This is a genomic window from Mucilaginibacter sp. PAMB04274 (assembly GCF_039634385.2).
In the GTDB taxonomy this organism is placed as follows: domain Bacteria; phylum Bacteroidota; class Bacteroidia; order Sphingobacteriales; family Sphingobacteriaceae; genus Mucilaginibacter.
Genome location: NZ_CP155081.2, coordinates 1861508 through 1885286, shown reverse-complemented (window position 1 = coordinate 1885286; position 23779 = coordinate 1861508). Strand labels below are relative to the sequence as shown.

The following is a 23779-nucleotide window of genomic DNA, read 5'->3' as shown; positions in this document are numbered from 1 at the left end:
CTTAATGATCGTGGCAGTCCTCCCCCAAAGCAACAATTTTGAATTTGGTAAAGCCATTGGTTTAGCTTATTGAACTGCATTGCATGATCGGATATTAAATCTGATCTTAACGCATAATGCATATTCAGTTCGCTAATTTGGTGGGTAATTCAGAAAGCCAAGGGGGGTATAGCGGTCATATAAAGGGGCCAAAATGACGAATTTCCCCTCATCTTCCACAATTTAAGGTTACAGCACTTAAATGCATAGAATCACCTAACAAATCGATTCTATTATATAATGCCGCTCTGGAAAAAGAATTAAGTAAGCAAGCACTACAAATACATAGGTTTAACTGCTTTTTGATTTTTGCCCTTTTAGCGTAGGGTTTAGTTTGTAGGCTGGAAGAAAAGCTCCTCTGTATTTTTTGATAAACCCGGAAGGGTTAGTTTTAAACAACTTTTGAAACTGTTCCCGAAAATATTTGATGTCTTGAAAGCCTACTTTATAAGCGATTTCTTTAATCTGCAAATCAGTCTGAATCATTAATTCAGCAGCCTTACGAAGCCGAATGTACCGAATGAACTCACTTCCGGTCAGACCGCAAATGGATTTGATTTTCCGGAATAATTTTGATCGGCTCATATTGAGTTCCTCAGCAAGTACAATCACAGTGAATTCTTCATTTTCCAAATGATTTTCAATAACTACTATGCATTTGTGTAAGAAATCACTGTATTCTGCCGGAACCTTTAACTCGTTGTTTTTTAAAGTAATTTCATTGAAAAAGTAATTTTTCAATGTATCTCTGCCCTTTAGTAAGCTTTTAATTTTGGCAACCAACAGATCGCTTTCAAAAGGCTTGCTGATGTAGTCATCTGCACCGCATTCGATTCCCTTTAATTTAATTTCTGGCGAAGAAGTACCTGTAAGCAAAACAATTGGAATGTGGCTCAATGATGGCGCATCCTTCATATCAGAACAAAATTCCACGCCGCTTTTCCCCGGCATAATAACATCACAAACAATAATATCTGGATGATGTTCCAGAACCAGCTCAAATCCTGCTTCAGCGTTCCCGGCTTCCAGTACGAGATAACTTTTATCCAATAAGGATTTAACGTAACTTCTGATCTCCTCATCATCGTCAATCAATAATACGACTGCCCTATTTTGAACAATTTCGTCCATCGCACCCGACTCAGAATTTATCCGAACAACCGATGATGATTGGAGGGGCTCGCTAGCAGCATCGGTTATAGCAATTTCCTGCAAGAGCGGCAAAGTATTACTCATAGAATTTGATGCTGTTTCGAACCTCGTTTGATCAATAGGTCTTACACTGCGCTGTGGAAGCAGCACATTGAAGGAAGTTCCTCCTTCTACCCTATTTGTATAACTAATGGCTCCTTTGTGTAGCTCTACAAACTTTTTTGCTAAAAACAACCCTATTCCAAAGCCGCTCTGTGCATGGCCAGATCCAGACTGGGATAGACGATAAAACTTATCAAAAAGTTTATCGCCAACGTGGCTCGGTATACCCTCGCCACTGTCTTCAACAAGCATTAATACCTGGTTATCTTTTAAACTTACGTCCAGCCTGACCGTCCCGCCAACAGGGGTGTACTTTAATGCATTAGATAACAGATTAAACAGAACTATTTCGATTTTCTCCCGATCAGCTAACATTTCAGCATGCTCGTTTACGCATGAAAATTCATAAAATATTCCTTTTGACCTTGCCTGATTATTAAAGCAGATGAATACCTCCAGGCAAACCTCACGAAGCGTAAAAACAGAAAGATCGAGATCTGCTATCTCGTTTTCAGACTTTTTGAAAAGCATGATCTGATCAACCAGATTCAGCAGCCGTCTTGAGTTACGGTACACAGAACTTAAATCAATCAGATCACGGTTTGCACCATCACTTTGAAGTAAATCTTTAAGGGGGTTTACAATTAAGGTAAGTGGAGTTCTCAGTTCATGAGCGATATTAGTGAAGAAAGAGATCTTCTTTTCATTGATCTCCTCTATAAATTTCAACTCATATTTTAAGCTGGTTTGCTTGCGATGATAAAAAAGATAACCGTAAATAGAACCAAATATTAAAGTAAAGTAAAATACATACGCCCACCAGGCCCGGTACCAAGGCGGTAAAATGACAATGGATATCCTTCTTTCTACCGTATTCCACAAACCTGAAGAGTTTGTCGATTTGATCCTTAAGGTGTATGCACCCTCATTTAGGTGAGAATAATTAATAGAGCGCTGGCTACCAACAAAATTCCAAACTTTATCTCTGCCCTGTAAGAGATAAGCATACTGTATTTTTCCGGGAAGTGAATACTCTAGTGCAGCATAATCTAACGAAATAATGGCCTTATCGTATGGTAATGTTAATTTTTTAACTTGATAAATGTTATCAGCACCAGGTAAATAATTTGAATTTGCCCCAACCGATAGATTGGCCAGGCGCACACCAGAGATAACCAAAGGAGGAAAGTCATGAAACTGCCTGACACTATCCGGATTAAAAATCGTGAAGCCTTTTATACCGCCAAATATTAGCTCACCTGTATGTAGCCGAACAGAAGCATTATAATAAAACTGGTTGGATTGCAGGCCATCTGCAGCATAATAATTCTCTATTTTACCACTGCGCTTGTTGAATTTGGACAGGCCATAATTGGTACTTGCCCATATGTTTCCTGCAATATCCTCTTCAATATTAAGTACTTTGTTATTGCATAATCCATTAGCCTCTGTATAGTTAGTAAGTTTACCCGTGCGAATATTGTAAACAAATAAACCCCTTCCATACGTTCCTATCCATAATAATCCAGAAGCGCTTTGATGCAAGGTCCGAACTGCTGCACCGAAATTCAAAACTTCTTTTATACCATGCGTTAAATCTGCCTTTAAAAGACTGGTAAAGCTACCCAGCCAAAGGTGCTGATCATCAGCACTGGTTATGGTAAGAATATCCTGATTTACAGGGAAATTAACTGGTTTTAACTCCTTGGCTAAAACATCATACCTAAACAAACGGTTGTTACCACCAGTTTTGCTATTTCCTCTCAATATGGACGCAAATATTCGTCCTTTTAAATCTGTATAAAGTTTCCAGACCGGGTTACGAAAACTCCGGTTGCTGAAGGGAACAGGGTCGAACCTGTTTGTGTTCCGATTGAATTTTTTAACGCCTTCGCCGCCAAAAATTCCAATCCATATTTGAGACTCATGATCCCTTGTAATACTCGAGATACGATTTCCGGACACTTGATCCCGACTGGTGAGCGATCCGGTAGGTATTTCGGTAAAACGTCCTGTAGCCCGCTTCCATAAACTTACACCGCCACCGTCCGTTCCAACCCACACATCGTCTCCATCCTCACAAAAAGAAAAAGTAAAATTGTTATTTAAACTTGTGCTATTGCCGGGTTGATGGCTGTAAGTGGTAAATTGATGTTTTTTATCATTTAAGATGTCAATCCCTCCCCGCAACGTCCCAACCCACTTGCGGCCCAATTCGTCTTCGTAAAGGGCATTGATTGCATCACTCGACAGATTACTTACTTTATAATACTGAAGACTAGCTATTGCCGGATTTGTAGTGGATGTGAGGTAAATGATACCCTTGCCATCAGTTGCGGCCCACAATTGTCCGCTTTTTGTCACTAATAAGTCGAAGATTTTGCAATTGTTGAGCTCAGAATCCCGGGAAGTAATAGAATACATCTTTTTAGATGGGATTTCATAACACAAAAGGCCAGTCGTGGTGCCAATCCAGACAAATTTTGAGTTAACAATTTTTAAGGAAGATGCCAAGGATTGAATTTTACAGCAAACTTTAAGTGACGAGCTCTTGTGGTCATAGAAACACAAGCCGACATTGTTGACCATAACCCATACATTGTCGCTTTGATCTACAGTGATGGCACTTGCGGTATAATTATCCAACTTTTTGCCATCTTTTTGAAGCGGAATGACATAAGCGTTAGCTTTTCCAGTTTCCTTGCACAATAACCCTAATTCGTTGCAGGCGAAGAACACATCACCTTTCTTATTAAACTCTATACCGTTGGTCCAATGTGTTGCCTTTATGAGTTGGTGATTGTTAATTTCGATTGGTAAGATGCTGAATTGGAGAGTTTTACTATTTAGCAGCCCTATCCCTTTTTCTGTTCCAACCCAAAGGTTACCATGAACATCAGAATTTATACAATTAACAAGATCATCTGGCAGGGAGGTGGAATCTTTGTATCGGTGTCGAAAGACTTTAAAATTATAACCATCAAACCGGTTAAGTCCATCTTTCGTACCAAACCACATTAACCCAATTTTATCTTTATGAATGGTGGTTACCGTATTATTAGATAGCCCTTGTTCTATACCAAGGTAGTATAGGGGCTGACCTTTAACGTAAGTAGAACATAGAAAGGCCGTTAAAAAAAATAGCGCCCTAAAAAGTATCCGGCAGTTTAACCTCTGGCAATCCATCCTCAAAAATTTACAATTAACCCCTGCACAACCATTTAAGGCGATATGAATGAGGAGAAATGGTTATTAAAATTGGCTACTGCTAAATTAATATAATTGATGAGAACTAAAAAGAAAAGAGCTGTTCTTTACTTAATTCCTCAAAACAGTAAAAGTTTGATTCGGGCTTCAGATTTTTGGGGGAATTGTAAAAGTTTCGATAAGCCTGTATAGTGCAAACTGCTTATCTGCCCTTCTTCACTAAGGCGCCTGAGGACGGTTGATAATCTAACACTTTAACGACATCAAGTTTCGTTAGCTGCCAGTTGCCGAACGCTGCATGACGGCAAACGATTCTGAGTTACCTAACATCTCAGAAGACACTGCAATCTGTGCAGCGTGTTTAATACGTTTGTTACCATGAGTAAAGATGCTCATATTACAACCTCAGAGGAATTTATCAACCTTGGGATACAAGCAGGTTGACAAATTACCTCAAGGTTTGTGGCACCGCATGCCAACAATCTTATGTAGCCAGTATAGACTTAATTGACCTGGTATGATCAGGGTGCTAGTTTATATTGGCCGGTCTTTAAATTGATAGACCAGGGCTTAGGCTCGGGCAGTTTTAATTTACCATCTCCTATTTCCAAAGGCATCCATAAATATCTCGAATCCCATTGCTCTTTGGGCTTCCAGATATCGCCCATAAAAATAGCCGTTGTTCCTTTTGTCCCGGTAACTTTAAGGATCATTGTAGATTGAGAACTGTAAGTATTAGTTTCGGGCGGTGCAATATCCTTAAATTCAGACCACGGGCCTGCAAGTGATTTTGCAGTTGCAAATTTATTAGGATTTGGCCGCCATCCGGTAAGCGCTGAACCAATGGCATAATAAAGCCCTTTATAATGCACAACAGCACCGCCTTCTAAAGGCGCATGGATAAAACAGACTTCCTTATCCACATTCATATAATCATCGGTTAAGCGGGCTATGTAAAACCCTTTAGAAGGTCTGCTTTCAAATATGAGATAAGCAGAGCCATCATCATCCACAAATTGCCCAATGTCCCGGCTCTCGTACCCTAAAGGTCGGAAGCTTTTTACGTACTGGTAATCGCCGTCGACCCGATCGCATATAGCAACGCCTACCCGTGCAACTTTGTATCGGGCATCATCAATATGCATATACATTACATATTTACGTGTTTTGGCATTATAAAACACCTTTGGCCGTTCCAGTACCCAACGATACCCAAGATTTTCGGGATCCTGAATATTGATAACCTTATTCCTGAAAGTCCAGTGTGTTAAGTCTTTTGACGAATAGCAACCCACATAGCGGCGGCTGGTATCGTTATCCTGAGCGCGGTATTCACCGAACCAATAATAGGTATCTTTAATTTTAATAATGCCACCACCGTGTGCCTGAACATGGTTGCCTTTATTATCGGGCCAAATAGCGCCTGGCTGAATAAGCCCTTTGCTGGCATCTTGTGCGAATGTGTTCGGGCCAGAAAATATGATGTATAAAGTAACAAGACTTAAGAATCTGAACATAATATGTAGAGCAAAAAATTGTATAAACAGCCTGCATCGGAATGCTCGATACAGGCTGATTTGTTATCTGTTATTTACCAACCCGGATTTTGAACAAGTTTTGGGTTAAGGACCAATTGGCTAGATGGTATTGGATATAAGTAATTTTTCTCAGTAAACTGCCTTCCGGTATTATCCAGTATCAGATTGCCATTCGCATCCAGGCCATTGGTTGGTTTTGGGCTAAGCGCGTTGGGTCCTAGTTCGGCCTGTGTGCCTTTGTATTTAATGCCAATTGGCCAAGGACTAACAAATGCAGCTGCATTACCATAAGCGGTTCCACCAACGTTAGTTACCAAGTCTGTTGCTGCACTGTGCCAGCGTTTGATATCATCAAATCTGAAATTTTCATAATACAATTCGATGAATCGTTCGCGTCTTATTTCGGTTCTAAAATCTAATCCGTTTGCAGACACAAAGCCGTTACTCAACTTTGGCATATTCTTATTAACGCGAAGCCGAACAACGTTAAGGGACTTGTCTAAATCCGCATCGCTTATGGCCTCATTGCTTTCATATACTGCTTCAGCATAGTTCAATAACACCTCGGCATACCGAATTACTGGATAATCATAAGATTCCTTGGTGTCAGGAACACTTCGCTCCGCTATCCACTTTTGGTTGGTGTAACCAGCTATTTGGGTAACTTTGCCACTAAAAGAGTTATTAATATCGGGCGCATCGTTTAACCAAGTGATTCTCCCATTGGAATTGCCATACCAATAGTAAGAATTCATTACTCTGATGGTATATTTTAGACGGTTATCGCGGTTTGTAAATTCCGACCCATATTGTTGAAATCCTTGAAACAACGGCGACTTTTCTATGGGTAAGCCATCCTGACAAAGAAACGCATTGACAAACTTATGCTGAGGGCCAATTTGCCAGCCCTGACGGCTGACATTAATGTTGATTACTTTCGATACATCATCGTAGCGATAGGCTAAGACATATTCATGATTGGCCACTTTGTTTACACCTGCAGGGTTTGATTTAGGATTCTCTAATATAAACAGGTATTTCTGAGCTGAATCGCCTAAGATGGTACTGTTTCCACCTAACGCGTTGGAGGCGGCTGTTCCAAAAAGTGCAAATTGATTGCTGGTGATAACAGCATTAGAAGCAGCGGCTGATTTGTCCAGTAACGCCTTGTAGCGTGTAGGACTTAAATTCCTGAATTTGAGCCAGGTACCTTCGTACAGGGCTACCCTGCCTAAAAAAGCCTGAGCGGCCGTACGGCTTACTCTTCCATAATCCGGAGAATTAGCCAGTATAGAGGCCGGCAAGTTAGGGATAGCTGCTTCTAAATCAGAAATAATCTGGTCGGCTATTGCATCGCGATCTGCCTTTGGACCGTAAAGTTCCGGTGAATTCAGATCGAGCGTTTTGGTAACTAATGGCACGCCACCAAACAATTGTAGCAGCTCAAAGTAACAGTACGCCCTAAAAAATTTAGCCTCTGCAACAAACTGTGCAATGCCAGCCTGGTCACTATAACCTGCCGCTTTTTCAAGCAAGTAGTTACAGTTGCGAATGTTTGCGTAATTGTTAGTCCAGTTATTGTCTGTTGCCGGTACAGTGTTTATACCGGCGCCGTAGGTGCCTCCACCGTTAAAGACGTCGGCCCGGCCGTCATAGTGAGCGTTATCTGCAAATGAATTGCCAAAGTTATGCAGATAGCTGTAATATTGATTTGCCCAAGTTTTGAAATCATTTGGGGTCTTGAAATAGGCCGCATCGGCAAGTGTGTCCAAAGGTTCAAGATTGGTAACTTTATTACATCCCCACTGGAATGCGATTAAAATAAGCGCTGTACAATACAGCATATTTCTATTAAGTTTTTTCATATCTACGTTTAAAAAGTAAGGTTTGCACCTAAGGTTACATAGCGGTAAAAAGGATACCTTTCATTTCCTTGTGTAGTTCGGGTTACTTCAGGATCCCATCCGTCACGAATACCACTGAATTCAAACAAATCACTTCCAGACAAATAAAATCTAACTGTTTTGAAAGCTTTTGTTCGCTGCATTAGCGATTTAGGTAAAGTATAACCCACCACAATGTTTTTACATCTTACGTATGCACCGTTCTCTACCGACCAGGTTGAAGCCTGATAATTATAGGCGTTAATAGCATTACTATGCAAATTAGGGTAATAAGCATCTGTGTTAGTTGGTGACCATGTTTTTCCTATCCAGGAAGTCACCTGGGCTTGTCCCAATGCGGTATATGGTATGCGCCAGTTATTCTGACTACCCTGGGCACGGAAAATCGTCCTGTTTCCTACTCCTTGAAAAATACTGTAGAAGTCGAACCCTTTCCACTGGAAACCAAAATTGAGTCCAAAGGTTAACCGAGGAATGTCACTTCCTAAATAGACTAAGTCTCCCATGTCGGCTGTTGAACTGCCTATTGACAATTTACCATCACCATTCACGTCAGCAAATGAGTTGTCTCCGGGACGTAAACCGGAAAATTGCCCGGGAAGATTGGGTAGTGCTGTAGCTGCCGGTAAATTGATATTATTATTCACACCACCTACATTGTAGTATTTATTGTAAGCGTCCACTTCTGCCTGAGTTTGCAGGCGGCCGGCATACTGCAATCCAAAATAAGAGTTGAGTGAGTAACCTTCAACTGTCGAATTAAATCCGGAAGCCACTAAAGGATTTCCATTGAAATAGATGAGTTTGTTCCGACTATCGGTTAGGTTACCTGACACCGTATAGTTAAACTGGCCAATATGATCTTTCCAGGTAATCACACCTTCCCAACCCCAGGTTTTCAAATTACCATTATTGCTTCTTGGTGCACCAATACCCAGTACACCCGGATAAGTGACGCTGATTAACATATTATCGTTTTTGCGCTGAAATACATCTACAGTGCCACTTAGCTTGCCCTTTAGCACACCAAAATCAAAACCTAAGTTCATATCACGGACAGTTTCCCAGGTTCGGTTTAGTGATACCAAGTTTCCGGTAGAGTTGGTTTGGGTTGCAATGCTGCTGCCCAATAAGTTGTTACTTGTTCTGGCCTGCAGTTGAAGAATGTAGTCATACAATCCAATGTCGGCTTGGCTTCCTCGGGTGCTGTAAGAACCGCGGAACTTTAAATCGTTGAAAATATTTAACCGTTTAATAAACCCTTCTTCGGACATACGCCAGGCTGCTGATAACCCGTAAAATGCTTTCCACCTTTTTTCAGCAGCAAATTTTGAACTGCCGTCGTATCTTACAGAACCTTCAAACAGATACTTACTTTTAAAGGCGTAGGTTCCGCGTGCAAAGTAAGAGCCTAGCGCATAGTGGTTACGTGATTCTCCGTTGTCCACAAAACCGCCTACACCGCTGGTTAAGCCTCCTCCTAAATAAGGGATATCTTCATTAGCTAAATTATAAGTCCTTGAATAAGTGGAATTATACTCATCTCTTTCATAAGAACTACCCAGCATCATACTCATATCGTGGTTCTTATCAAAAGTATTCGCATAAGTAACCCGCCCAACCAGGTTGTAGTAAGCATCATTTACATAACCCCTGTAATAATTAGCGTTCGCGCCAGTATTGCCCGCTGTCCCTGTTGAAGGATTAGTAGTAATTAAGTAACGATCGTCATAAGAGTAAAATCTTACGGACTTGGTTTGTATCTGAGCGTCCTGATACCACGAGTTGTAGCCAACCGTACTGCTGAAAGTTAGGTGCTTAGCAAAGTTGTAAGTTAGCGTAGAGTTCAGATAACCACGGGTGTTGAACTCCAGGTTGTCTCCACCATCGCGTAGTGCCCCTGGAGGGCTTGGTACGGTACCCCACTGATAAGGCTGGCCCGACTGTGTATATGCCGGTATGCCTGGTTGAAAACCATTACTGAGCGCACTATACCCTCCGTAGCCGTACTGCGTTGGCTGCTGAATATTATTGCGTTCGAGTGCAATACTTAAATCCAAATTTACTTTAGGGCTAAAGCGGAATCCGTTATTTAAACGTACGTTGTAGCGTTGATTACCATTATTGCCAACACGTAACTGGCTTCCATCATTCAAATAACCTAAAGATGCGCGGTAGGTAACTTTGTCGCTACCGCCTGATACTGCCAGATTGTGTTGCGTTGACGTAGCAGTTCCCCACAAGAAGTCAGACATTCTTGTATCAGTAAAATTCAGCTCCTTAACATCTCCAAATTTGGGAACAGGTAAGCCATTGTAAGTTAACTGCGGCGTTACATTGAATGAACCATTATAGCCAGGAACTTGTGAGCCAAGAACTATTGTACCATTGTTGGCTAAAGCAAAATTAGCCATCTGGTACCATAGATCGTTGGGATCAACAACGCCGTAATAATCGTTAATCTTGGCTTCTTTCAATCCATTTGCCCACTGCTCAACATTGGTCATCTCCGGCTGCAATCCTATGTACTTCTTCGAAACGGTTGGATCGTACTGTATTTGTGTGGTACCAGACTTGCCTTTTTTTGTAGTTATCAGCACCACGCCATAAGCGGCACGGGCACCATAAATAGCCGCAGAAGCGTCTTTTAATACTGATATGTTATCAATATCACTTGGATTTAAGGAATTGAGTGCATTATTGTTGTTCAACGCTACTCCATCAAGTATAATCAATGGATCCTGATTGTTGGTAGATGTAGCACCGCGGATTTGGAAGTTCCAATTTTCACGGCCTGGTTGAGCCGAGCTTCGGGTAACAACAACACCCGGTACCTGCCCTTGCAAATTGGCGATTGGGTTATTTGTAGGGCCGCGGTCTTGAAAAGTCTTAGACGATACTGTGGCAATGGCTCCTGTTAAGGTTGCTTTTTTTTGCGCGCCATAAGCCACAACCACTACCTCATCCAAATTACTGGCATTCGCTTCAATCGAGATAGACATTACTCCCAAACGGCTTGCCGGCACCTCCTTGGTGGTATAACCAACGTAGCTAATTTGAAGAACTGTACCGTCAGGAGCATTTATTGTAAACCGCCCATTAACGTCGGTTTGTGTTGATAATTGCTGTCCTTTTACCTTAACGGTAGCGCCAACAATAGATTCGTTAGATTTATTATCCAGAATTCGCCCCGTTACGGGGCCAGTCTGTGCAGCGGCGTGCAAGTATAACAGCAACATAGAAAAGCAGGTAATTACAAGCTGCCTTGTCCACTGTTTAAAAGTAGAGTTCTCCATACATGAAGGTTTAATAAATAATTAATTGGTTTTTAATCAGCGGCTTTTAAGTGAAGACCGCTTAATTGATGGAGGCTAAAATCGAGGAAAATAGAACTACGAAGAGGGGGAAAAGGGGTCAAACGAGGGGGGCATAATGAAGAATTGCTAAGAAAAGCCGGTTAGAAAGGCCTTAAAAGTTAAAACAAGCTAAATGGATAAGTTTATTAAATTGAATAAGTTAATGCTCCAATAACTTTTTACTGAACTGAATCAGCGTCATTAAATAAAGAACAAGAATTAACAGTTAACTTATACGAAACAATTTACGGGAGATATTTTTAGATAATTACCACCCTTGAATGCATCGATACCTAATCGGTTGATGTAGCTAAATTTTGCACCCTTCATTTGACTGAATTGACACCGTTCCGCCCGGGTTCAACTTCCTAGTTTTGGCTTAACCATAACCACTGAACCAATATCAAACTTAAATTTTTGTAGAATGAAAAAACAAACACTTATTGCTTTGGCGGCAGCATTTACCTTTACCGCTATCTCCTGTCAGAAAGAAAATAAAAGTAACAAATCTGAGCAGGCGGCAACGCAAAGCGAGCAGGCTGGTAAAGTCACTTTAGCAACCACCTTCGCCCATCCCGGACTGCTGCACAATGCTGCAGATTTTACCCGAATGATTAGTAAAGTTAATGCCAATGCCCAGCCACAGAAATCAGGCTGGGATAAACTTTTGGCTAACTCTCACTCATTAGCCACTTATACCATGCAAGGCCCTGCTGCCATTGTATATAGAGGATCGGGCAGTCCGGAGAACTATTCAAAACTTTATAATGATATAGCAGCAGCTTACCAAAACGCTCTTCGTTGGAAGATTGCAGGAACAACCGCTAATGCAGACAAAGCAGTTGCGATTATGAACGCCTGGTCAAACACGCTCACTTCCATTCAGGGATCAGCTGATCGATTTCTGGCGGCTGGTATCTATGGGTATGAATTTGCCAATGCCGCTGAGATTATGCGCAGTTACAGCGGCTGGGCTGCCGCTGACTTTACGCGTTTTAAAAATATGATGCTGAACGTATTTTACCCACTTAATCATGACTTTTTGGTTAATCACAATACAGCCTGCATCACTAACTATTGGGCTAATTGGGACGCCTGTAACATGGCAAGCATTTTAGCTATAGGCGTTTTGTGTGACGACACAGCCAAATTTAACGAGGCCATTACGTATTTTAAAAGCGGTGCAGGTAATGGGGCTTACGGTAAAGTTGCTCCTTTTGCTTACACAACTAATGGCGGTTTAGCTCAATGTCAGGAAAGTGGTCGGGATCAGGGGCATTGTGGACTGGATATTTCATTATATGGTGCACTTTGTCAAATGGCTTTCAATCAGGGACAAGATCTATTTCAGTACAATCCATGGAGCGACACCCGTCCCAGAATTCAAGGCATGTGCGAATATGTGGCTTCTTACAACCTTGGAAACACCGTGCCGTTTACCACTTACAATTGGGGAAGCGGACAAACTTGTACTGCCAATTCTCAAACGGTTATTTCTTCTTCGGGCAGAGGAGACACCCGTCCAAGCTGGGAACTGCTTTATGGCTATTATGTACAGTTAAGAGGGTTAAGCTCTCCTAACATCACTGCATATGCGCAAAAAGTAAGACCTGAAGGAGGTGGTGGCGATTATGGAACAACCAGCGGTGGCTATGATCAATTAGGCTTTGGAACGCTAACCTACACCCGATAAAAACACTTCACAAGTGGTTATGGTAAGCAGATGAATAGCCAATAATTCATCTGCTTATTACTTACATCATTTTTGGGCAAAATGCAACAGATGAATATATTAAGTATAGCGTAACCTTTGACTAACCTATCTACTTTCTATCATTTTGTATCGCTGTAACGTTATTAACATTAAGGCGATTGATCTATTTGAGTATGTATTTTGATGAATCAGAACTAAAAGAAGTGGCGTATTGGAGTTATGAAGATGAACTGCTGAACCATTCCGCTCCATCGCTTTATCCAATTTATACAGACCTCGCTTCAAATTTGTCTCACCATTACGGTTTTGCATCACTTCATCAGGAGCATTTGCTACTTCATAGTGATGATCGCGCCGTTATAAAATATAGTTCTGTAAGTAAAATCTCTAGGGGTTTCCAGGATAATGGCACTCAACCCGCACTTTCGACGATAATTGGCCACTGGAATTTCTTAACTATCCAGTTCAAATGTTCAAAAGCTAATCGGAATTTATACATCAGGTTTCACAATGACTCAGACGACGTAAAAATAACCCGCTATTATACATTCCTAGTCCGTGTTATTAGTTTAAGCGAATAAGTTGATGGCGCACGCTTATTTAAAACTTACGGCGTAGCCGTCTTTTAACCGAGAACTTTTGTTGTACCACTTGGGACCCATTTTGAAATTCCTGTTGGTATCATTCAGTTGGCAGAAGGTTCACTGCTAACATCTTCGCTATTATTAGCCTATGCTTTGTCCACCGTTATCTTAAAAATCCAAGCGCCCTCATTTTTAACGAACAGCTTGCATTTAGTAGAATACATTGTGAGTTATCTGATTAGTAACCGGATGATTTTACGATCGCATGCATAAAGCTGATCAATTTCATAACTTCGTTATAAACAGATTACTCTATCATCGGGTTTCTCTGATTTTTGGCCTGATGATAAGGGCCTGACCACCTTTAGCTTTAAGATTGATATCAAGTTGTGACTGGCTGGTAACTGTAACCTCTCTTTTTAAGATTCCTTTCTTTTCGTCATCTTCATAAATAGTAGCTATATATTCTTTACGGGGCGTCAAAAAGCTCAGTGGTATACTCGACCTCCATGCAATCAGACCGGCGGCATTGCCCATGTACCAGGTTTCGCCTTTACGTCGGGCAACGCTGATGTACTCGCCAATCTTACCATCAAGGTATTTGCTATCATCCCAAACGGTTGGAACATATTTAAAAAACTCTATCTCCTTTTCATCCTGATAATCACCTGCCTTTCCATACCAAAAAATAGCTTGCAACGGGTCAAAGTAAACCACAGTAAGTGCCAGTTGCTGGCCTTTGCTAACCTTTAAATTCTTAGCAAAGTCGCTTTTGGCGTTAGGGAAACAAAAAGTAAAATCAGCCGGGCCAGCCAGGAACCGGGTAAATGGCAAGACCATGTTATGGAATGCGTCCGGACTGTTCTCATCTCCGCGGATACCCTCCTGACTTAAATGGTAAGGGTAACGCCTGCTTGTTCCGGTTGGTTTATAATGGTCATGAACATTCAGCACAAACCCATAGTCATTCACTTTTTTAACAGCCTGATCTAGCCATGCTAAACCCTGTTGCGTTCCTCCATCAATAAAACCAAACTTCATCCCACTTACTCCCCATTTTTTGAACAGCGGTAAGATGGTATCTAACTTAGCTTTGAGTCCAACGTAATTAACATAAAGAATTACACCAATATCTTTTGAACGGGCGTAGTTTGTAATTTTAGGTATGTTTACTGTTGGTATAGGTTGTGTAGGATCGGAAGTGGTTCTGAATTCTGCGCCGTACCATCCAGCATCTAACATAATATACTGAAAATTCATTTTCGCAGCGAAATCCACGCCTTCCAAGGCGCCTTCTGTACTGATAGGTACTCTAAAGACTTTGCCCGGCCTGATGTTTTCAAGATTGGTATTAGACGGCTCGACCAACTTTAAATTTAATTGACTAAAATTGTGCAGGCCTACAGCATTTGTTGACATACTAATAGTACGCCAAGGGGATAATAAACTTTTATCAAACGTAACCGCTGTGTCTATAGTGACTTGCTTATCACGCCCAACGGTGTCCGTATAAAATTGGAGTTTCAAACTGTTCTTATCCTTACCATGGACGAAAACACATTTGGTATAATTCCGGTTATCTGCTTCACCTATAGAAAGGTATAAACCACTTTTTTGAACAAGGGTAGCCGGCTGATCACAGATGCCTGTTAAAGAGTCTAACTTGAGCGGTCTGAAGAGTGATTCTTCATGATATTGATAAACTGTTGAGGCGCTGGCCAGATTGTACTCTGTCAATTCTTCCTCTAAGCGGGTTGAGCCACTTTTTAAGTCAACCCTGTATCGTATTGCAATGCTGCCATTATATACACGTACAGATAGCTGATACGGCGTTCCCGTTGTTTTGCACTGCAGTGTTAAAGCATTATAACTGTTATCAACATAACTGGTTTCTCCCAATGGCCAGCGGAAGCTTGACCGTACCGAAGTTGTTTTTCCGGGTTGAGCATTAACTACTTTATCTGTTTTGTAGTTATGAAGACGCAAGCCAAGTAAAGACCAGAGAACCGCTGGTTTATGGTTAAAAGAAATACGATAAACCAAGTCCTGCTGATCACGAATTCCCAATTCGATGAGCGTTGTGCCATTTGGCGACCTTAAGCTGCTCACTTTACGCACCTGTGCTTGCGCGGAAAAGCACATAAATAACAGTAAGCCCGCCAATAATAAGAATCGATTCTTCATCTTTGAAAAGGTTTAAATATTCCAGTTAAACATTACATTGTAGGTAAACAGTGATGAACAGCCATCTACACACTCAGGGCAAGCAGCTTTCGGAATCATCACTTCAATTATCAAAATTTTTATAGAGCATTTCGCTCAATCCGGAACCAGTCAATGTCCGCGTAGCCTCCCACGCGTACATTTGGTTGACACACACTAAACAAACCTACCTTGGCCCCAATCCATTTATCGGGTTGAGCAGTGAACAATTTGCCAATGTTGTTAAATGTAACGCCATCTTCGCTATAACTAAACTTACAAGTACCCTTATCGTCAACCAATTCGACTCGAAGAAAAGCTGCTGCTCCACTTATACGTTGCTCTTCAAGAACACTTTCTGGAGTTCCTTCAAGTGCCCGGTCGCATTTTACCTGACTGATTTTATATCCTTTTTGATCTTTTGAGATTGCCAGATAAGCGTAGTCATTCCCCATAATTATAATTCCTGCTTTCTTACTTTGCCAAACGTCCCATTCCACTTGAAACTGAAGTTTGACAGTGGCCGTGAACCGCGGAGCAGGAAACTTTTGGAGAAGCAAGTTAGGCGTATCCCATAAGTTTTGGGCATTAGCTATTTGGGGATAACAGAAAAGGCGCAAATAGCCACTGCCAGGAAGTAGTGCACTCCATTGTATTTTAGGATTACTGTGCCATTGCCATTGCAAGCCTATATGGCTGACATTAAATTCATCATTTTCAACTGGTGTTTGAACACGGTAACTTCTTCCTACGTTAGGCTTTCTGTAAGTTAGTACCGGCTCACCAGTACCGTCGCCATCTGCATCAAGGCCCATTACTGGCCAATTGTTCACCCATTTCACCGGCTGCAGATGCACCACCCTGCCATAAGCGCCTTTATCCTGAAAATGCAGAAACCAGGACTCCCCGGTTTGTGTGTCCACAAGAGCACCTTGATGAGGGCCATTGATCTCAGATTTCCCTTGTGCTAAAACTACTTTTTGTTCAAATGGGCCGTAAATGGATTTAGCACGTAGTGCCAATTGCCAGCCGGTTGCCACTCCACCAGCCGGAGCAAATATGTAATAATAACCGTTTCTTTTATATAATTTAGGACCTTCAACCGTATGGTTAAACCCATGGCCATCAAACACATGCCTGCCTTCTGTAACAACCTTGGTGCCCGTTGTATTCATTTCGTAAAGCGTTAGCAAGCTATTAACCCCTGCCCTACTTCCTGCCCAGCCTACGGCCAGATAAACTTTTCCATCTTCATCCCATAATGGACACGGATCGATAACGCCCTTCTCAGCTAACACCAAAACTGGTTTACTCCAATTAGATAGAGGATTGGCTGTTTTAATCATAAATATACCGTAATCAGGATCAGGGTAGTAAATGAAATATTCACCCTTGTGGTAACGGATAGCTGGCGCCCAAACACCTTTGCCATGTTGTGGCAAATCATATACAGCATCAGGCTCTTGTTTGTTTAAGGCGTAATTAACGATAGTCCAGTTAACTAAATCACGAGAATGCAAAATGGGCAATCCAGGCATACAGTTGAAACTAGAAGACACCATATAGTAATCATCACCTACACGGATCGCGTCCGGATCCGAGTAATCAGCGTGTATAATAGGGTTCTTATAAGTTCCATCACCGTTATCTGCTTTCCATACCTCCGATACTTGCGAATACACATTAACGCCCGGTAAAAAGTAAAAACAGATCAAAAAAGCTTTTTTATAAAATTTCATTGCAGCACTTTATTAATAGTTTTAGTGATCTGATTATAAGTTTCGGTTCCTATATATACTTTCTGTTCATCAATGATTTTCAAGCCGGTCTTCAAATGGTGCACTGGTAATAATTATTTATGCTTGACTTGATAGAACTTTGCGCCAAAAAGAAAGATTACTGCGTAACAAACAATTGGCAAGTAATAAGCTGTTGCCACATCATGGTTAGCAATCAGCCCCATCAGCATCGGGAAAAAAGCTCCGCCTACTACACCCATAGAGATAAATGAGGAGGCTTGCTGGGTTTGTTTGCCCAGGTTCTTGATTCCAAGGCTGAATATGGTAGGGAACATGATACTGAAAAAGAAATTAATCATGAAAAGTGCCACATAAGAAACCCATCCCAATTTCTGAGCAACAATCAGGCACATGAGAATGCTTCCCACAGCAAACGCGGCCAACAACTTGTTAGGAGCAATAAACCGCATTAAAAATGTGCCTACAGCCCGGCCAATAGCCATCATCGCCATAAAAATGCTCATATAACCTACGGCTGTGGCATCACTTAAGCCCATTACTTCATGGCCATAGTTAATAAAAAAAGCCCAAGTGCCGCCCTGAGCAGCAACGTTAAAGAACTGCGCAATAACGGCCCACACAAAATGGCGGTGTTCATACAGCTTCTTCCTGGGTTCAATATCAACATTAACAGATTCAGGATCAACATGGGTGCCTTCTGCCGTGTGCGGATCGGTTAATACTGGAATGCGGAGAAAGAAAAAAACGAATGCAATTAAAACGATGACACAGCCGATACCGACATACAATGTTTTTACGGAAGATAAATGGTCTTCTTGGTTACCAGAAGCATGAAACAAAAAGTATTCGCCTATTTGCGGACCAACAATTGCACCTACTGCATTAAAAAATTGGGAAAGATTCACGCGTTGATCACTGGTACGTTGATCGCCTAAGGCAGCTGCGAAGGGGTGAGCTACTGTCTCGAGTGTTGCCATACCACAACCCAATACAAATAAGGCAATCCGGAAATAGCCGAAAGAACCAGCATTGGCTGCCGGCACAAACAGAAAGGTACCAATAGCAAAAAGACTTAACCCCAGGATGACTCCAGGCTTATAACCAAATCTCTTTAAAAAATAGCCGGCAGGAATGCTCATAACGAAATAGGCACCAAATACCGAGAATTGAATTAAACCAGATTGGGATTTTGACAGCTGAAGTACATTTTGAAAATGTTTATTTAAAACATCACTCATTGAATGTAGCAATCCCCACATCAAGAATAACGATGTTACAAATATGAAAGTGATAAGATATCTTCTTTCAGTAAAAGTCGCTTTTTGTTCCATGCAATGTCAGGTGGTTAAGATTTAGATTGGTTGTGAAGATTATGCTCAAAAGTGAATGCAGCACCAATTAAGGCAGCATCCTCGCCCAAAAGGTCTGTTACAACAAAGTTCGGGTCTATATATGGCGCTAATTGTATTTGTAACTCATTCAAAAACAAATGTTTTGATTTTGCAATGTTACCTCCAATCAGCACTTTTTGGGGCTGATGGCTAACTACCTTATCAGTTATAAATGCAGCAAAACTTCTGGCAAAGGAAAGAAAGACACTGCTCGCATTACTATCAACGTCGGCAAGTTCGGCTAAGTCCTTTACATTGTTGCAACTCACGCCTGCCAAAAGCGAGTATGCTTTAAGGAACCAGCGCGTTGAAAAGTAATCATCGGCAATACTGCTACCAAAACACTCGCTTCCCCAATTGGCATCAGTTGTGACGCCCGCCATACTCACTGCTGATCCCATTCCCGTCCCCAGCGTAAATCCGATTAAACGGGAGCAATCCTGTCCGGATCCAGCCATTACCTCGCCATGCACTAACGCTTCCGCATCATTACGAAACCTGATATTTTCAGGTTCCAGTTTGAGAAGGCTTGCCAGGCCTTCTTTCACATTAATCCCGTAAAGAAGTTCATACTTATGCAAGCCTTTGATGAAAGAAACACCGGTTTCATAATTGAAAGGGCCTGGCATGGCTAATGCTAAACGCATGATTTTTTCCGGAAATACCGTCAATACCGCTTTAATAGCATCGGACCATGCCGAAAGAATTCTATCTGCCGAATCTTGTGCGTTGACGGGGCGTCTCGTACGGGTATCTTTTAATATAGTTTTATTAAGTAAATCAATTACAGCAACTGTAATGTGCGATCCGCCTATGTCGGCACTAATAATGAACTTCTCTTCGCTTGGTATCTTCATTAACAAAAAAGTAAAAAAAGCATCGGTTATTTTGAGGGTGTCAGGTAAATTGCTTCTCCTCCTGATGCAAATAAATTAGCTTGTAGAACAGATTTATAATTTACCCTAACTGTCCGCACCTTGACATGCGTGGTGGTATTTAGCCCCGGATCATCACTGTAAATGGTAGCCGTGTACTGGCTGTCTTTATTTAAAAAGTCTAATCGAAGGCTGAGTTTCCTCGCATCGTTATTGGTGATGATGCCAACATACCAATCATCTTTACTTCTGCGAGCGGTGGCAATATACTGACCGGGTAAGCCTGCAATAACTTTAGTTTCGTCCCAACTGGTAGGAATCTTTTTCCAATAATCAAGTTCAGGTTCACCGTGGTATTGAGACGGCCTGTCGTACCAGAATAATGTTTGAATAGGACTGTAATACACGGCTGCAAGCGCAAGTTGGTGGGCATGAGTTGTTTTAATACGTTTATCAAAGTAACAGATCGTATAATCGGCCGCTCCGGCTATATATCGCGTAAACGGCAGTACCGTGTTATGTGTAGCGTCGGGCATTTCCTCATTTCCACGAATCCCTTCTGCTGTCATTAGATTGGGCCAGGTACGTTGCTCTCCGGTAGGGCGCCAATCGTCATGAATATTCACCATGATCTGCTGGTCGGCGGCTTGGTGAATTGCTTTTTCGAGCCAGGTCGTCCAGCGGTGAGAACCCACCTGTACAAAACCAAATTTTACGCCTTTTACACCCCATTTTTTGTAATAAGTAAATAAGCTATCGCTTTGAGCAAGCAAGGCTTGTTGATTAACATACAGCCAGACACCTATTCCCTTGTTAGATCCATACTGAATAATACCTGGCAGGTCGAAATCAGGGATAGCTACTTTGGTAGCATCCGAGCTGAAACTGAACGCCGGGCCATACCATTTCCAATCAAATAATATGTATTGTAAACCTTGTTGCGCAGCAAAATCGATGTTCGCTTTAGCCTCAGCTGTAGTCAAATTCATTACGCGCATAATTTTTCCGGGTTTAATCCACCCCGAGTTTTGAATCTGATTAGGAGGGTTTAAATTGAGCAGCAAACTATTATTCTCAATTAACACCCCTGGTGAGTTCGCAACCATAATGACTCTCCATGGTGTAGCTACAGGAGAAATCAAAGCTGCCTCGCCTGCCATTGAGGTAACGAGTGTATTAGGCTTATCATTACTTAAACGGAACTTGGCCCGTGCATAGTCAACCATCTGCGCTTCTGCGAGACAAGCATAAATGCCGCCCGGCAACTCCAGTGTTAGCGGTCGTTCACTTTCGCCAGGCCAATTTTTAAGTGGTAGTTTTTGATAAGGCGCTTGCGCCCAATTGGCAAACCAGGCCATTGTTCCAGCTGGTAACGAAAATTCAGTGTTTTCACTGGTTATGTTATAGTATGTACCTTTCGGATTTTCTGAAAAGCGATAGCGAATAGCGGCTCCTTCATCGTAAGCACGAATTTCAAGATACATTATATAGATCGGATTATCATCTTTAACAAACGCTATGGTAGCTGCGTTGTAGCAATCTCTGATTTGGGCTTGTTCGCCATAGACCGGTTTCCACAAAGAATCTTTGCTTGATGTTACAACCCCGGTCACTTTCAGATTTTCAAACCATCTTTGATGTGTATCTACCTGCAGTGCCATTGCCTTTTCAGATAAATTGTTATCCAGCCGCAAATCCAGTTCGGATTCCTTTATCACCGTTTTTCCATAAAAATTGACTGAATAGTACATCCTTCGGTGCCCTTCATCCCCCGTCTGATGAAAGTCAATCTGCAGGTTTCCGTTGGGAGATTTTAATACATTATGCTGAATGGCCGTAGTTTGTCCTTCGGCCGATGTGCAAATCACACACATCAGTTGTATTAGACAGGTAACCACTGCTTTGTTTATAGTAATCTTGTTGAATCCCCTACGCGACACTTGTATTAGCCAACATGAGAGCAAAGAACGACTTGTCTTCATGACTATAGATTTTGGCATAAACGCTTACCAACCTGAAGTTTCTTTAATCGGACAAGGGCTTCCAGGTAATAATAATCAGCATAGATTATTGATGCATCAATTTCGGAGCCATTAGGATGATGCCCGGTGGAATGCAATAGCGCTGCCGAATTTACATCCCTACTTTGATATTGAGCTGATGATAACGCGTTTAGCATTTGCTCAGCTTTTTGACGGTATAAGCGGGCCTGGCTTTTATCCTTCACAAAGGTCGACAGCTCGAGTAAAGCAGACGCAGTAATTGCTGCGGCTGACGCATCACGAGACTCGTTTGGTATATTGGGTGCATTAAAATCCCAATATGGCACCATGTCTGCGGGAAGCTTTGCAAGGTATATACCAGCTACTTTTTGTGCAAAATGCAAAAATTGCGGATCTTTAGTTTCCCTGTAACACATCGTGTATCCATATATGGCCCATGCCTGCCCTCTTGCCCACATACTGCTGTCTGAATAACCCTGGTGTGTAATGCCTTTAATTTTCTTTCCGGTTATTGTATCGTACACTACCACATGATAGGCACTATAATCTGGCCGGAAATGGTTCTTCATAGTTGTCTTTGCATGGGCAGATGCAATTTCACATAATCTTTTAGGGCCCCCGTTTTTAGATGCCCAAAACAGCAGTTCTAAGTTGATCATATTATCGATGATTGTATTATGCGGCCACCCCATACGTTTAACATTTTGAGGCCAGGATAATATTGTTCCGATTTTAGGATTAAATAGTGTAGCTAACGAATCTGCTGCCTTAAGTATAACCGCTTTGTATTCCGGATTTTTGGTTAAACGGTAGCCGTTACCAAAGCTGTTGAACAACTGAAAACCCAAATCATGATCAAATCCGGGCTCACTGGCAATCGGCGTTAAATGGCGTGTAAATTTATCGGCTTCAGACAGCCATTTTTTATTGTGCGTGCTTTCATATAAATACCAAAGTTCACCGGGCCAAAAGCCACTACACCAATCCCGGTAGGTTGTAAATTTCCATTTATTCTGACCGTTTTGAATATTTCGGGGCATATTCAACTCAGAATCGTTCGGTATAAGCTTAAGTACTTTATTAGCCTGGCTGGCGCAGTAATTTATATTGTAGATTGCTGAGAATGGTTGTTGTGCATAGGTATTTGAAACCAAACATAGACAACTTAAAAATAAGACAGCAATGTGTTTAATAGCCAATTTCATGGTAATATTCCTTAATCTTCTATTTATAATTTCTAAATGTTTGGCCATGTTAACTACATTACGCCTGCCTGCAAACATTTTATTATTGAGCAGCAAGCTCCAGTTATCATTACCGAACCGTTGTCTTCATAGATGCGCACTTTAATCTATCTCTGACGGCCCTTTAACGATAAGATAGCTTACTAACAAGCCATCTTTAAAGCATGGTCCTTAAATCGCGTTGCCAAAAAAACTATAAAGTTCAGTTATCATGAGCCGCAGAATAGAAAGAAGCTCGCGCTCAAAAATAATTACTAAATCGATTAAGTTAATGTCACAGGTTTGATTTGCTTAAAATTCATTAGCTTCTGAAATCTATTAGGAATCCAGAGCGCGGATTTAATTTAATCTGCACTTTTCTTAAAATAAAGTCACTTTAATTGAATTTTTAACAATAGCTATATCCTTTATCTGTATGTCTTGTTTAAACGTCTTCCAGTTTGAGCGGTCAGTAAATTACTAAATCAGTTAAGTGGAGAGTAAGTGATTTTACATTACTTGGTGAATGGAGGAATCAGCGCATTTGTAAACTATGAAGGTGCATGCTGTAAAAAGCCGGAGAAACAAGATTATGAGTTGGCATACCTCATCATTCAAGCTTCAAAACTATTTCATTGCAAACACACGTTTTTAAGCATTAAAAAGAATAGCGTTAAACGGGTGGAAGTGAATTAAAAGAGCTTAAAACCAGGTAAACGCTGAATACTT

Annotated in this window: 12 protein-coding genes and 1 pseudogene; 1 reads left to right on the top strand and 12 read right to left on the bottom strand. The window is 41.4% G+C overall.

What is annotated here, in order from left to right; all coding sequences use genetic code 11:
- Window positions 1-330 precede the first annotated feature (330 nt).
- The 6 genes and pseudogenes from ABDD95_RS07925 to ABDD95_RS07900 form a co-directional block, all read right to left on the bottom strand.
- A complete protein-coding gene (locus ABDD95_RS07925) occupies window positions 331-4311 on the bottom strand; it encodes a response regulator (RefSeq protein ID WP_345951346.1) in 3981 nt (1326 codons plus the stop codon).
- A 12-nt stretch (window positions 4312-4323) separates the two neighbouring features.
- A pseudogene (locus ABDD95_RS07920) lies at window positions 4324-4479 on the bottom strand (hypothetical protein); the annotation flags it as partial.
- Between the two features lie 294 nt (window positions 4480-4773).
- Window positions 4774-4896: a hypothetical protein gene (locus ABDD95_RS07915; protein WP_345951345.1), complete on the bottom strand. Its 123-nt coding sequence runs from the start codon at window positions 4894-4896 to the stop codon at window positions 4774-4776.
- Window positions 4897-5021: 125 nt separating this feature from the next.
- Complete coding sequence (locus tag ABDD95_RS07910; protein WP_345951344.1) at window positions 5022-6017, bottom strand: family 43 glycosylhydrolase; 996 nt, start codon at window positions 6015-6017, stop codon at window positions 5022-5024.
- A 74-nt stretch (window positions 6018-6091) separates the two neighbouring features.
- A complete protein-coding gene (locus tag ABDD95_RS07905) occupies window positions 6092-7903 on the bottom strand; it encodes a RagB/SusD family nutrient uptake outer membrane protein (RefSeq protein WP_345951343.1) in 1812 nt (603 codons plus the stop codon).
- A gap of 8 nt (window positions 7904-7911) precedes the next feature.
- Window positions 7912-11238 carry a TonB-dependent receptor gene (locus ABDD95_RS07900; protein WP_345951342.1) on the bottom strand — a complete coding sequence of 1109 codons (3327 nt, stop codon included), beginning with the start codon at window positions 11236-11238 and terminating at the stop codon, window positions 7912-7914.
- Between the two features lie 484 nt (window positions 11239-11722).
- Between ABDD95_RS07900 and ABDD95_RS07895 the strand changes: the two genes are divergently transcribed.
- Window positions 11723-12991 (top strand): alginate lyase family protein, encoded by a 1269-nt coding sequence (locus tag ABDD95_RS07895; protein WP_345951341.1) that lies wholly within the window; start codon window positions 11723-11725, stop codon window positions 12989-12991.
- 920 nt (window positions 12992-13911) lie between these two features.
- Here the strand turns inward: ABDD95_RS07895 and ABDD95_RS07890 are convergent.
- The 6 genes from ABDD95_RS07890 to ABDD95_RS07865 form a co-directional block, all read right to left on the bottom strand.
- Window positions 13912-15780, bottom strand: a complete 1869-nt coding sequence (locus tag ABDD95_RS07890) for a glycoside hydrolase family 97 catalytic domain-containing protein (protein WP_345951340.1) — start codon at window positions 15778-15780, stop codon at window positions 13912-13914.
- Window positions 15781-15899: 119 nt separating this feature from the next.
- Window positions 15900-17537, bottom strand: coding sequence for a glycoside hydrolase 43 family protein (locus ABDD95_RS07885; protein WP_345951339.1), 1638 nt, complete (start codon window positions 17535-17537; stop codon window positions 15900-15902).
- A 113-nt stretch (window positions 17538-17650) separates the two neighbouring features.
- Window positions 17651-18889 carry an L-fucose:H+ symporter permease gene (fucP, locus tag ABDD95_RS07880; protein WP_345951338.1) on the bottom strand — a complete coding sequence of 413 codons (1239 nt, stop codon included), beginning with the start codon at window positions 18887-18889 and terminating at the stop codon, window positions 17651-17653.
- Between the two features lie 14 nt (window positions 18890-18903).
- Window positions 18904-19806 carry an ROK family protein gene (locus ABDD95_RS07875; RefSeq protein WP_345951337.1) on the bottom strand — a complete coding sequence of 301 codons (903 nt, stop codon included), beginning with the start codon at window positions 19804-19806 and terminating at the stop codon, window positions 18904-18906.
- A gap of 26 nt (window positions 19807-19832) precedes the next feature.
- Complete coding sequence (locus ABDD95_RS07870; protein WP_352432932.1) at window positions 19833-21698, bottom strand: glycoside hydrolase family 97 N-terminal domain-containing protein; 1866 nt, start codon at window positions 21696-21698, stop codon at window positions 19833-19835.
- 110 nt (window positions 21699-21808) lie between these two features.
- Window positions 21809-22867 (bottom strand): glycoside hydrolase family 88 protein, encoded by a 1059-nt coding sequence (locus ABDD95_RS07865; RefSeq protein WP_345951335.1) that lies wholly within the window; start codon window positions 22865-22867, stop codon window positions 21809-21811.
- Window positions 22868-23779 lie beyond the last annotated feature (912 nt).

Bases quoted from the DNA above. Each gene is read 5' to 3' on its own strand.
- ABDD95_RS07925 (WP_345951346.1), bottom strand. From the start codon at position 4,311: ATGTGGTTTGGTACGAAAGATGGACTTAACCGGTTTGATGGTTATAAT.
- ABDD95_RS07915 (WP_345951345.1), bottom strand. From the start codon at position 4,896: ATGAGCATCTTTACTCATGGTAACAAACGTATTAAACACGCTGCACAG.
- ABDD95_RS07910 (WP_345951344.1), bottom strand. From the start codon at position 6,017: ATGTTCAGATTCTTAAGTCTTGTTACTTTATACATCATATTTTCTGGC.
- ABDD95_RS07905 (WP_345951343.1), bottom strand. From the start codon at position 7,903: ATGAAAAAACTTAATAGAAATATGCTGTATTGTACAGCGCTTATTTTA.
- ABDD95_RS07900 (WP_345951342.1), bottom strand. From the start codon at position 11,238: ATGGAGAACTCTACTTTTAAACAGTGGACAAGGCAGCTTGTAATTACC.
- ABDD95_RS07895 (WP_345951341.1), top strand. From the start codon at position 11,723: ATGAAAAAACAAACACTTATTGCTTTGGCGGCAGCATTTACCTTTACC.
- ABDD95_RS07890 (WP_345951340.1), bottom strand. From the start codon at position 15,780: ATGAAGAATCGATTCTTATTATTGGCGGGCTTACTGTTATTTATGTGC.
- ABDD95_RS07885 (WP_345951339.1), bottom strand. From the start codon at position 17,537: ATGAAATTTTATAAAAAAGCTTTTTTGATCTGTTTTTACTTTTTACCG.
- fucP (WP_345951338.1), bottom strand. From the start codon at position 18,889: ATGGAACAAAAAGCGACTTTTACTGAAAGAAGATATCTTATCACTTTC.
- ABDD95_RS07875 (WP_345951337.1), bottom strand. From the start codon at position 19,806: ATGAAGATACCAAGCGAAGAGAAGTTCATTATTAGTGCCGACATAGGC.
- ABDD95_RS07870 (WP_352432932.1), bottom strand. From the start codon at position 21,698: ATGTGTGTGATTTGCACATCGGCCGAAGGACAAACTACGGCCATTCAG.
- ABDD95_RS07865 (WP_345951335.1), bottom strand. From the start codon at position 22,867: ATGCCCCGAAATATTCAAAACGGTCAGAATAAATGGAAATTTACAACC.